The 13,004-nt window shown below is 41.4% G+C and carries 6 protein-coding genes; 3 read left to right on the plus strand and 3 right to left on the minus strand.

Features of this window, described 5'->3' with window-relative positions; translation table 11 throughout:
* Positions 1 to 504 precede the first annotated feature (504 nt).
* Complete coding sequence (gene ydiJ / locus C3B51_RS11660; protein ID WP_130245151.1) at positions 505 to 3,549, minus strand: D-2-hydroxyglutarate dehydrogenase YdiJ; 3,045 nt, start codon at positions 3,547 to 3,549, stop codon at positions 505 to 507.
* 179 nt (positions 3,550 to 3,728) lie between these two features.
* Here ydiJ and C3B51_RS11665 point away from each other — a divergent pair, with 179 nt between their 5' ends.
* A complete protein-coding gene (locus tag C3B51_RS11665) occupies positions 3,729 to 3,902 on the plus strand; it encodes a PGPGW domain-containing protein (RefSeq protein WP_240701895.1) in 174 nt (57 codons plus the stop codon).
* Positions 3,903 to 3,956: 54 nt separating this feature from the next.
* Here C3B51_RS11665 and ppsA read toward each other — a convergent pair whose 3' ends face one another.
* Positions 3,957 to 6,332, minus strand: coding sequence for a phosphoenolpyruvate synthase (ppsA, locus tag C3B51_RS11670; protein WP_130245153.1), 2,376 nt, complete (start codon positions 6,330 to 6,332; stop codon positions 3,957 to 3,959).
* Positions 6,333 to 6,473: 141 nt separating this feature from the next.
* Here ppsA and ppsR point away from each other — a divergent pair, with 141 nt between their 5' ends.
* Entirely contained in the window at positions 6,474 to 7,283 is an 810-nt protein-coding gene (gene ppsR / locus C3B51_RS11675; protein WP_125722084.1) for a posphoenolpyruvate synthetase regulatory kinase/phosphorylase PpsR, read from the plus strand.
* A gap of 33 nt (positions 7,284 to 7,316) precedes the next feature.
* Here ppsR and C3B51_RS11680 read toward each other — a convergent pair whose 3' ends face one another.
* Entirely contained in the window at positions 7,317 to 8,672 is a 1,356-nt protein-coding gene (locus tag C3B51_RS11680) for a class II 3-deoxy-7-phosphoheptulonate synthase (protein ID WP_125722149.1), read from the minus strand.
* Between the two features lie 1,875 nt (positions 8,673 to 10,547).
* Between C3B51_RS11680 and C3B51_RS11685 the strand changes: the two genes are divergently transcribed.
* Positions 10,548 to 11,420: a DNA replication terminus site-binding protein gene (locus C3B51_RS11685; RefSeq protein WP_130245154.1), complete on the plus strand. Its 873-nt coding sequence runs from the start codon at positions 10,548 to 10,550 to the stop codon at positions 11,418 to 11,420.
* Positions 11,421 to 13,004 lie beyond the last annotated feature (1,584 nt).

Consider the following 13,004-nt stretch of genomic DNA (forward strand, 5'->3'; position numbering starts at 1 on the left):
TGTATCTCTAATCGATTATTAAGATGCGTATTAATTGAAACATTGTCAAATTCGCTATTATATATTTTGGTCTTACGGCCAAATTTGACCACCCTTCTGAGTGTACGATTGTAACAAGCAGCCATACCTTGAATTGTTGTATTTTCAAAAGTCGCATTTCTGAAAAAAGTATCGCTAACTACATTTAGCACTCTGCCTGCCCCTGAAATACTCGTATAGTTACCGCCAAATACAGTCAGCACATTACGAGAGAGAGCCTGGAAAATGCTCCTTACTGAGTTTATACGGTAACTTTATAAGAAAACTAAAAAGAACACATCTTACATTGTTTTAAACAATGGCCAACTCAGCATCTGTCACACTACTGAACAAAATATACCCGTCAGAATCCCGAAATTTGGCCAGTAAATAGTTATGTTAAATTAAGTGTTTCGTAGGGATAGTTCGGTGAATTGGTGGGTAGTTGTAAAGCAGCGACGAGAAAATACGTCGCTGCTGACTTATCTAAATATTTTTAGCAATGAACTCAATCGGGTGCATTGGCTTTTGATTTTCGTAACGCTTCACCTGGCAGCGGCATGAAAAGCCTGTCGCCAAAATTGTTTCACTGGCCATATTTTTAGTGTGATGCTGCCAAGACATTTCATACAGGTTTCTTGAATTCTCCTGATGATCCGTTTCGTGGCCATACGTTCCAGCCATGCCGCAACACCCAGTCGTGGGAGTATTCAATTCTATTCCCAGGTTACTGAATATTTCACTCCAGACATTTTTGCTTTGCGGCATCGCGCTGGTTTCAGTACAGTGACTTAATAACTTAACCGGTACCTCGTTCTCTATTCGCCCAATTGAGTTCCAGTCCTGTGTTGCGAGCCATTCATGCGCAAGCTGAACTTTAAAATCTAGTTCATCTTTATTAAGGATTTTGAGGTATTCGTCTCTGTAGCAAAGCACTAATGAGGCATCTAAACCAACCATAGGTCTTTCATAACGCGCAATGCGAGAAAGAAATTCATTGGCCGAAGACGCTGTGGATTTAAATTCCTTAAGGAAGCCTTTTACATGTTGTGCTTTACCATTAGGTACAAATGGTAACAATATCGGCTTGTTGCCTAGTTTGCTGATCAGAGTAATAAACGATTCGACCAACTCAGCTTCATAGTAACTGGTAAAGGGATCCTGAACGATAAAAATAATATCGGACATTTCTTCTTTAGATAGCTTTGCAAATTGAGCTTCGTCATACATCAGTGCACTGTTAACACGTGAAGCTAACGTTGGCACACTGAGCTTTGGCGTATCAACGTAGCCAACAATATTTTTCAAAGCTGATTTGACCGGCGGCAGGTTAACGAAAAAGTTGGTTAACCTTGGCACCTTAGCCATCAGAGGAGTTGTTTTCTCGACGCCGGCTACCAGGTGATCCTTTAGCGGCCGGTTGTATTTGCTATAGTAAAGATTCAAAAATCTCGCCCGGAAACTCGGTACGTCAACCTTGATTGGACAAGCCGTGGTACATGCTTTACAAGCCAGACACTCGTCCATCGACTCTTTCACTTCGTTTGAAAAATCATAAAAGCCTTTTCGCTTTTTCTGAGTATTTCTAAAACGCTCCCACCAGGTGGTGTCATTTTCTTTTTCTATGAGTGTTTTTTCTGTTGCCAACAGATCAACGCCCTGCTCTTCTTGTAAACGGAACCATTCGCGTATTAAAGAAGCTCGTCCTTTCGGTGAGTGACGACGATCTTTTGTCACTTTGTATGATGGACACATTGGTGAGTCTTGGTCGTAGTTAAAGCACAATCCATTGCCATTACAGTTCATCGCGTTTTCAAAACTCTCGCGTACTTGAATATTGATCGACTTATCGAACCAAGCGCGTTTTTGGTCGTCCACACTGACAAGACTATCTGCACTGTCTAGCGGCGTACAAATTTTTCCTGGATTAAGGCGGTTGCTTTTGTCGAATATGGTTTTTATTTTTCTGAGTTCAGTAAAAAGTGCATCACCAAAAAATTCCGGTCCGTATTCACTACGATAGCCTTTACCATGTTCGCCCCACATTAAGCCACGATACTTAGCCGTAAGCGCAACCACCTGATCTGAAATTTCTCTCAGTAATTTTTCCTGCTCTGGGTCACACATATCCAAGGCCGGTCGAACATGTAGTACGCCTGCATCAACGTGACCGAACATACCGTAGTGCAACCCTTTACTGTCTAACAACTCACGGAATTCTAATATAAAGTCTGCTAAATTTTCTGGCGGCACAGCAGTATCTTCTGCAAACGCCAGCGGCTTTTGCTTGCCCTTTGTATTACCCAGCAGACCGACGGCCTTTTTCCGCATCGCGTATATTTTCAGAATATCTGACTTGTCATTGGTAAGCTGGTATCCTACGACGCCCGCTTCTTTGTTTGCTATCAGCTGGTCAAGCTGAGCACACAGCGACGTGACTTTACCTTCAATTTCTTCCGGGGTTTCACCATTGAACTCAACCATGTTGAGTCCCTGAACATCAACGCCCGGGACATCTGAGATTAAGTCCGATACTGAATGCCAGATAACATCTTGTTTTGCCAGGTTAAGAACTTTGCTGTCTACCGTTTCCACTGATGTCGCATTGGCCGCGACTAAAAATGGGGAGTTTCGGAGTGCAGATTCAAACGAGTCGTATTTTATATTTATGAGGGTTTTAAATGGTTGGATACGAGTAACATTTAATTTAGCTTCTGTCACTATGCCTAAAGAGCCTTCCGAACCCGTGATCACTCTGCTCAGATCAAAGGTTGTCATTTCGCTGTCGAAGACATTCTCCAGATCGTAGCCCGTTAGGAATCGATTCAGTCTTGGGAATTTTTCAAGCACCAGCGCACGGTTGTCTCTGCAACTGTTTAATACCACATTATAAATTTCGCCGACGCGATTGGTTTGTTCGGCAAGGACTTGTGCTTTTTCTAACTCAAGTTTGCAGGTGTTTAGTTCCGTGCCATCCACAAGAATGGTTTTCAATTCAAGAACATGATCGCTGGTTTTTCCATAAACAAGTGACCCTTGGCCAGAAGCATCCGTATTAATCATCCCGCCTATCGTTGCACGGTTACTGGTAGACAGATCGGGGGCAAAAAAGTAACCATAGGGTCTTAAAAAATCATTAAGTTGATCTTTTATCACGCCGGCTTGTACTCTGACCCAGCCTTCTTCTTCATTGATCTCGATGATATTACGCATGTAGCGTGATAAATCCACAACAATACCGGGAGTCAGTGACTGCCCATTTGTACCTGTTCCACCACCTCGTGGGCCAAAACTCAAAGACAGAAATGGATCCAGAGATGCAACCTGCATTGCTACCTGGACATCTTTGGTGCATTTTGGATAAATAACAGCCTGAGGAATCTCTTGGTAGATACTGTTATCCGTAGCCGTAACAATGCGGGTAGCATAGCTTGTGTCGGTATCTCCACTAAACCCCTGACCGGTAATCTTTTTTATATAGTCGTTTAGTAACGTGTTGGCAGAATCCTGCTGGGTAATTTCGGCAATCATGACGGTAATAAATTATTGCTTTGTGGTTATTGTACCATGTTGAGTGGTATTACAAATCCAGAATTTTTCGTTTTGTTACATTTTGAAAAAGCTTAGGAATCGAATTTAGAGTAGGCTTTATATGAAACGATAAAAGTGAGATACGTATGAAGAAGACTTTATTAAACCTGGCCGCTGTGATGTGCGCCTTACTGGCTCTGGTGTTTATCGTTGTGCCTGGTCCATCGGTTATTTTCTTGCTTGGCGGATTACTTTGCTTATCTGTTAATTATCCCTGGGCAAGAAATTGGTTAAGGAAAACTCAGATCGCATTCAAAAATATGTGCGTGAAACTCGACCATCGTCTTCGTTAGTGGAGCACTAAAAAAGGCCTGTTAAAACAGGCCTTTTATATTTCTTAGGTTGCCTTATGCTTTGTTTTGCTCAGCAAGGTATAACCATGTTTCCAGAACTGTATCTGGGTTGAGCGATACTGAATCAATGCCTTGCTCTACTAACCAGGCTGCAAAATCTTCATGGTCCGAAGGACCCTGACCACAAATACCTACATATTTGCCTTTTGCTTTAGCAGTTTGAATTGCCATTGATAGTAGCTTTTTAATAGCAGGGTTACGTTCATCAAACAGGTGTGCGATCAGACCTGAGTCACGGTCAAGACCCAGAGTAAGCTGAGTGAGATCGTTTGAGCCGATTGAGAATCCATCAAAATACTCAAGGAATTCATCTGCCAACAGTGCGTTTGAAGGAAGCTCACACATCATGATCACTTTCAGTCCATTTTCACCACGCTTAAGACCGTGTTCTTCAAGCAACTGGATTACTTGTGCGGCTTCTTCAAGTGTGCGCACAAATGGGATCATAATCTCAACGTTTTCCAGACCCATTTGGTTACGTACGCGTTTGATTGCTTCACACTCTAGCGCAAAACACTCGCGGAAATCTTCTGAAATGTAACGCGAAGCGCCACGGAAACCAATCATTGGGTTCTCTTCTTCCGGCTCGTACTGCTGACCACCGACAAGGTTGGCATATTCGTTTGACTTGAAGTCGGACATACGAACGATAACGCGCTCTGGCGCAAATGCCGCGCCTAAGGTTGAAATGCCTTCAACCAGTTTTGCGATATAGAATTCTACCGGAGATTCATAACCGGCGATGATTTCTTTAATTTCAGCTTGCAGCTCAGCAGACTGCGTGTCGAAGTTAATCAGTGCTTTTGGATGCACACCAATCATTCGGTTGATAATGAATTCTAGGCGCGCAAGTCCGATACCGGCATGAGGTAGCTTTGCAAAATCAAATGCGCGATCCGGGTTGCCGACGTTCATCATGATTTTCATTGGGATTTCAGGCATTGAATCAATGCGCGATGAAATTACTTCAAAATCAAGTTTACCCTGGTAGATATAACCTGTGTCGCCCTCTGCGCATGAAACAGTGACTTCATCGCCATGTTTGATGGTATCTGTTGCATTACCACACCCAACTACCGCTGGGATACCCAGTTCGCGGGCGATGATTGCAGCGTGACAAGTACGACCACCACGGTTAGTGACGATAGCAGCAGCACGCTTCATGATAGGCTCCCAGTCTGGGTCTGTCATGTCGGTAACCAGAATGTCGCCCTGCTCTACTTTATCCATTTCATCGATGGAGTTAAGTACGCGTACTACACCGCTGCCAATTTTGTGGCCAATTGCGCGACCTTCGCATACGATGTCTGACTTTTCTTTAAGCTGGTAACGCTCCATAACGTTAGCATCTTCGTTTGAGCGAACAGTTTCTGGACGCGCTTGTACAATGTAAAGCTTGCCATCGTTACCGTCTTTGGCCCATTCGATGTCCATTGGACGGCCATAGTGTTTTTCGATGATAACGGCTTGTTTGGCTAGTTCCTGTACTTCGCTGTCTGTGATAGAGAATTTGTTAGACAGCTCAGGTTCCATATCAACGATCTCAACTTGTTTGCCGTGAGATTCATCGCTTGAATAGACCATTTGAATGGCTTTGGAACCGATGTTACGTCTAACAACTGCTGGTAAGCCTTTAGCCAGTGTTGGCTTGTGAACGTAGAATTCGTCTGGGTTAACAGCTCCCTGAACGACCATTTCTCCAAGACCATAGCTTGAGGTAACAAATACTACGTCTTCGAAACCTGACTCGGTATCGATCGTAAACATAACACCAGAAGAGGCTTTATCAGAGCGAACCATGCGCTGGATGCCAGCTGACAGTGCAACACCACGATGGTCATAGCCCTGGTGAACACGGTAGGAAATTGCACGATCATTGAACAAAGACGCAAATACATGCTTGATGGCAACCATCACAGCATCAATACCTTTCACATTTAGGAAAGTTTCTTGCTGTCCTGCAAATGAGGCATCTGGCATATCTTCTGCTGTAGCAGATGAACGCACTGCAAAGGAGACATCGTTGTTTTCATCACCATGAAGTGATGCATAGGCGTTGCGAATTGCTTGGTCTAATTCTGGCTGGAAAGGTGTATCAATAACCCATTGGCGGATTTGGGCGCCGACTTTGGCTAGTTCGTTGACGTCGTCAACATCGAGTGAATCGAGAATAGTGTGAATTTTCTCATTTAGGCCGGATTGCTCGAGGAATTCATTAAAGGCGTCTGCCGTTGTTGCGAATCCACCGGGTACTTGTACACCTGCATTGGCAAGGTTAGATATCATTTCACCCAGAGAAGCATTTTTACCACCAACTCTAGGTACGTCTTGCATACCTAATTCTTGATACCAGAGAACGTAGTCTTGCACGGAACTGTCTCCAAAAACAAATTGTATTTAATGTGAGAGAAAAATTGACCTTCCTATAGGTCGAAGGCATTCTACAACTTAAAGCATAGCGACGTAAACCGCGACGCGAAAAAATACTAAAAAAGTAATTTAAAGGTTAAAATGAGAACTGCATTTTATATATCAGACGGGACGGCGATTACATCTGAAGTATTCGGCCACGCGACTTTATCTATGTTTCCTGTAGATTTTAATCATAAGACCATACCATTTGTTGAAACCGTCGATAAAGCACAAAAAATCAAAGAGCTAATTAACTCAACGGCACAGTCTAGCGGCGAGAAACCGCTCGTGTTTTTCACGTTTGTAAACCCCGTTCTATCCGATATTATTTTGGCTTCTGATGGTGTTTGCTATGACTTTTTGTCCTATTCGAGCGAAATCGTAAAAAGAGAGTTAAAAGTTGCACCAGTACCAAAAGTACATAGGACGCACAGTATCCATGAAGCAACCTACGACTTTAGGATTGATGCGGTGAATTACGCTCTGGCCAATGACGATGGCGCGAATGTAAAGGATTATGAAAAAGCAGACATCATTTTGGTCGGCGTGAGCCGCAGTGGTAAGACGCCGACTAGTTTATACCTTGCGTTGCAATATGGTATTAAGGCGGCAAACTATCCCATGACAGAAGATGACTTGGAAAAAGGTGCGCTACCTAAGTGTTTATTACCCTTTAAGCATAAGATTTTTGGCCTAACGATAGACCCCGAACGTTTGTCAGCTATCAGACAGGAGCGCATGGCGAATTCACGCTATGCATCTATACGTCAGTGTAGAATTGAAGTACGTGAAGTCGAAATGTTGTTTAAGAAAAATAAGATAGCTTATTTAAACTCAACCAAGTTTTCGGTTGAAGAAATATCCGCCAAAATAATTTCAGAAACGGATCTGGAAAGACGTAAATACTAAAAAAGGCCCTGTCAGGGCCTCTTACTTTTTATTCTAGACTCGATTTCTAGCGTCTTTTAGCAGATCCGCAACCAGGAAGCCCAGCTCCAAAACCTGATCCGCATTTAACCGTGGGTCGCATTGCGTGCGATAACGCTGTGCTAAGTCCTCATCTGACAAGCCGTAGGCACCACCAATACATTCGGTTACGTGCTGACCAGTCATTTCAAGATGAACACCGCCCGGGTAAGAGCCCTCCGCCTTGTGAACGGCAAAAAACTGGCTAATTTCACGCAAAATGTTATTGAAACTACGTGTTTTATATCCCGTGCTGGCTTTTTCTGTATTGCCGTGCATTGGGTCGGAGCTCCACACAACTTTGCGACCTTCTTCTTGCACTTTTCTGACAAGTGCTGGGAGCTTTTCAGGTAGAACATCCGCACCCATCCGCGTGATCAACGTAAGTCGACCTGGGATATTGTCTGGGTTTAATGCGTCAATTAGCTGAATAAGCTCGTCAGGCTTCATGCCTGGGCCAACCTTAACGCCAATTGGGTTTTTAATTCCCCTGAAAAACTCAATGTGAGCATGATCTAACTGTCTTGTACGCTCACCGATCCAAACAAAGTGGGCGGAACAATCATACCAGTCTCCACTGAGGTGATCGCGGCGAGTGAGCGCTTGCTCATAACCTAATAGCAAAGCCTCATGCGATGTATAGAGGTGCGTTTCTTTCAGGCTTGGCGCCACAGAAGAATCAATACCACACACTTCCATAAACTCTAATGCTTCTTGGATCCGGTTAGCCAGTTGCTGGAATTTCTCTTTCATCGGGTTTGCCGCAACAAAGCTCATGTTCCAACGGCTTACCTGATGTAAATCTGCTAAACCACCCTGAGCAAACGCACGCAGTAAGTTTAACGTGGAAGCACTGTGATGATATGCTGTTAGCAATCTTTTTGGATCTGGAATACGCGCCTCTTCGGTAAACTCAAAACTGTTTACAATATCTCCTCGGTACGAAGGCAAGGCGACACCGTTAATTGTTTCGTAGTCTGACGATCGAGGTTTAGCATATTGACCTGCCATTCTCGCAATTTTAACGACCGGGCATTTACCACCGTAAGTAAGCACAACTGCCATCTGTAATAAGGTTTTAAATGTATCCCTGATGCTCGTTGCACTAAAGTCAGCAAAGGATTCAGCGCAGTCGCCCCCTTGCAATAAAAAGGCTTTACCTTCACAGACATCAGCAAGGCTTTTGTAAAGACTTCTGGTTTCTTCAGCAAAAACTAAAGGGGGGGCTGCATTAATTTGTTTTTCAACTGTTTCCAGTTCTAGTTTATCCGGGTATTCAGGTTGCTGAACTATCGGGTGATCTCTCCAGCTATCTGGACTCCAAGGCTTCATGTTTTTTCCTCATTCCTCATTAGTTACCTCAAAGGCAAGTTACCTTATAGACGCGGCAGCTTCAAGGATATTTCGAAGAATTTAAAGGATAATTTAACGAATAAGAACACATCATACATTAAAGAATACCTATCTTTACCTCAGCATCTATTTCTTATTTGTAAAAATAGCTTACGCACGACTAAGTTTTTGGGTGCGGGTAGTCTCAAGGAGACACATCCTGCTGTAGCGAGAGATAAGGTAACTTACTCAGAAGTTGCATTATGTTAAATGTGCGGTAAACATATAGACTCTACCTCAATTGCCTTGTGGTAAAGATTAGCACTGTGCTTAATTCCTTTATTTGGGTCTGCTATTCTACACATCGAAGAGCTTACACACAGTTTTGATTATTACCATACCTCTCCTATAACTTACTCCTAAGAGCACAATTTTACGTAGCACTGTCATCATCTCTTCAGTATGCTGCTGGTTAATGCCCTTTAGCGGCGTATCCGATACATTATTTTTACGCCAATGAAAATTGGTGCTAGCTCATACACTTTCTGCTCCGTTCTCACCTGGCTGTAAGGACATATTGTTTAAGGCCACTACTAAATGCTTTTTTTCTTAGGCCCTTGCTTAATTGCCCTGGTATCTTTCGTGCCAACTGCTTTATGAGCTGTTCTTCCTACGCAATGGACTGGCCTGAGTAAGTAGCCCTGAACTTTTGGAGCAGTTACTTAGGGTTTTGGGCAACTCAAGATTTGTTGCGTAATTACATCAAAGATTATATTTAGCTTTAGCCAGGCCTGGCGCTTAATCGCACCCTATTTTCTGGCCAACTACATGCTATTACGTTTGCAGTCAAAACAATTGTCAATCAAGAGAGCGGACTAAGATAAATGCCGGTTTGGTATTACGCTTGCCTAAGCAATTACAAGCTTTTTACTCTAAACCGAATGTATTCATTGATCACTAATAAACGCATTTTCAGCTTGAAGAGACAAGAAAAATACAACTCGTAAAGTCAGGCAGGTTTCAATCGCCCTTTAGAAACAAAGGTTGGGGTTCGTATCTAACGAATATGACTTTGTGATAATCGCGTCGGTTAGAGTTAGTATTTTTCAAAAATTACGTCTCTGTGTCTACTTTTGAGATCTGATAGTACAAGGCTAACGCTCTATTATTAAATAAACAAAACCTGGGCGGAAAGGTTGATACAATTTTCTGACTCACCGCTCTTGCTTTGGTGACCTTAACTCACCAATATACGAATGGGCTTTACCGTTTTTTAGTGGTTGGGCAAACTGCTCTCCATAGTTACAATTGTGCATGAGAATAAAACTTAGCTTAGTCACAACATTGTTTGTGGTTTTTTGCAGAGTAGAAATTTTAAAACCTTCTTTTATTCCATCTATGAGCCAGAGCGAAAATATGAGAAACAAATGCTTATTTTTAATCCACTTGCTCATAAAAATGTCACAGGACAATAGTTGTCTTTCAAATTCTGATGAGTGAGCACCATTGAAACACTTCTCTCTTAATTAATTACATAATACTTTTATAAGGCTTAAGCACTTAGGTAGCAATGCGGAAATTTTTGAAAGTCACTTTCTGAGAGAATACTTATAACAATTTCACCTTAACAGCCATTACTAATCCTACCCTTTACAGAGTACTCTTCATCCTAACTGTATAAAAGTGAAAGCTCATTCACTTGCATTAAAGAAGAAACTTAATTAAAATAAAAGGAACACATCATACTTGTTAAACGACTATCAATAAATCTGCGGCTACAGGTTTTCTATATCAGAAAGCTGACAGTCGATCATTTATTAATTTTTAAACTAATAAAATGTATAATGACAACTTGTGTAACACTGGTTTTGCGCTATGAAAAACAAACTTTCAATACGTTCTCATTTTGATTATCTATTTGACCAGGTATCTCTGTTATGTGAAGAAATCAAGCACGCTGACATAACAAAGGCGTACTACTATAGACTTCCTCCTGTCCAGAAAAAAGATGAGCTTTCAGCGCCAGAAAAAATCCATGTAGAAAAAATTACCGGTGATTTGGCTTTGGCTAACTGTATTGCTTCATACAAAGACCTTTTCATTGAAAAAAAAGAAAGCGGAAAAGTATTAACCAGACACCCCGGTATCATTCTCGTTAATGACCCCAATGATGAGTTGAAAAACAGGCTTGTCGAAGTAAATCTCGCGAAAGAAGCATTTAAAGAACTTGTTCTCGAAATTGCAAATAATGACGCGCGATTTGAAGCCGTTCATAGCGCAGTACCTGGTCTGGTTACTCTCGCCGCATATAGAAAGATCCATTTTGAACAGTCTATTCCATACTCTGTTCGTTTTACATGGATGACTAAACACTCCACTAAATCACTTTCAAAGAAAGCGGCCTTAGAAATACTCCAAAGGTCTTCTCAGTACACAAACCCAAGAGCAATTGACCAGCAAAGTTGGCAAACACTACTAAAGCAAGAGAAAATCCGAGTTTCAAGTTTACCATCAACTTCGAAACTAAGAATAAGAAGGCCAACTAGGGTAAGTCCAGAAGTGAATGTCCGTTTCAGTGCTAAAAATAGATATCATGTGAGTGGTGCACTTCCTTTTGTGTTATTAAATCCACAGGAGGAGACTAAAATAGGTGAGCTTAAAAATTATATGCGAGACGATAGTGACCCAAGGAAAAAAGAGTACAACTATCTAATTGAAAGAATCTATCTCGAAGAAGCTGAAAATTGACTAAAAGAGATATAGGCCTAATGACAGTTGAGTTAGGGTTCACGGATTAAAAACCATTACTTTACTCTGTGATTTTCTTTCTGTCGACGAACATGGTATTTATGTATAAAAAAGTGCTTTCTTTTACTAAGCCCCATTTACATATTATTCTACCTCTTGTTAGTTTAAAAAACGAACCCAACAACCGACTCGAATCATATAGTTCTAATTCAACCATAATTCTAAGTTTTTTCCCATATGAATACCCTACCTGAATCTACACCAATTAAATAATGTAGATTCAGATAGCCGGGATGCTCTTACGAGAAGACACTGTCATTTGGTTTATACCCAACAGGAACACATAATTAATAAGTAAGGAGTACTCTAAACTACGTTCGAAAACAAAGCTACTGAACTGCAACTGTAAAAGAAGCTAATCAATCGTCCAAGGTACCTATCAACAAAACATAGAAGTAGCCGCTAGATACTTATTAGTATCCCCACAACAAGAACACATCATAAATATGACGAAATCGCAATCCGTGCAAGACGCACTCAACTGAGTCATCATCTTTCAAAGCTCCTTCGTGTTTCTCGCTTTATCAGATCTGCAATCCTGTGAGCAAGTCATTACATAACCGAACAGAGAACACATCATAAATATAAGTTATATTAATAGTTTCCAAGTCGACGTAAAAATAACTCTCTCACGTCAATGTTTCTCAAGAACATACCCTTTCTTTGAATAAGCTTATCAGCAACCCTAGCAACAAGTCACGACTGGATTCTGTACGACCATCATCCAACTAAAGAACACATCATTAAATTAGATAAAGATATATCTCCTTAAGATTAGATGTACTCAAAAACTTGGTTGATTGGTAGCTTGTTTTTGAAATATAAAATGTTTGCCGAGGGATACATTAAATTAACCTACTGTACGATGTGTTCTCATTTATTAAATTCTTCGAAATATCCTTCCTGTATAACCCAAATTCACTCAACAACTTCTCTTCCAAGTTTTTGCATTCCTTTTAATCAACCTGATCAGTAACACTGTCAGCAAGTCACTACTGAATTCTTTGCGGCCATCACACCATTAAAGAATTCATCATTAACTAGTGAAATCAAACTAATCTCAGTCTGTCTAAAATGCACTCATCCAAGTCATAGCCTTTCGAACTATTCACAGTCCTTGCTTAAGCAGATCAATAAGTCACCAAAGAGTTTATACGACCATCACCCAACTCAAGAACACATCATTAATATAGTAGCATCGAAGTGATTCAATTCGTGAAAGTGGACACATCCGGATCAAGGCCTTTCAAGGTTCCTTCTGATCTGCACATCACCACCATGATTTTCACGACCGCCACTCAAACTAAGAACACATCATTAAATTGAGAGACCTTAATAATCCAAACTTGTACAAAGATATTGTTATCCCCACTCTTGCACTCAAGGAAATACCCATCGTTTTGATTCAGTTGCTCGATAACCCAGGCACACGTCACCACTCAATTCTATATGACCACCACCCAGAAAAGAACACATCATTTGAATAGATAACCTAAATAACCCATGCATACAAAAATATCGTAA

The organism is Pseudoalteromonas rubra, from assembly GCF_004212645.1.
GTDB classification, from domain to species: Bacteria; Pseudomonadota; Gammaproteobacteria; order Enterobacterales; family Alteromonadaceae; genus Pseudoalteromonas; species Pseudoalteromonas rubra_G.

What these genes read in the sequence shown, in the direction of transcription:
- C3B51_RS11685 (WP_130245154.1), top strand. Translation starts at nt 10,548, where the DNA reads ATGAAAAACAAACTTTCAATACGTTCTCATTTTGATTATCTATTTGAC.
- C3B51_RS11680 (WP_125722149.1), bottom strand. Translation starts at nt 8,672, where the DNA reads ATGAAGCCTTGGAGTCCAGATAGCTGGAGAGATCACCCGATAGTTCAG.
- ydiJ (WP_130245151.1), bottom strand. Translation starts at nt 3,549, where the DNA reads ATGATTGCCGAAATTACCCAGCAGGATTCTGCCAACACGTTACTAAAC.
- C3B51_RS11665 (WP_240701895.1), top strand. Translation starts at nt 3,729, where the DNA reads ATGTGCGCCTTACTGGCTCTGGTGTTTATCGTTGTGCCTGGTCCATCG.
- ppsR (WP_125722084.1), top strand. Translation starts at nt 6,474, where the DNA reads ATGAGAACTGCATTTTATATATCAGACGGGACGGCGATTACATCTGAA.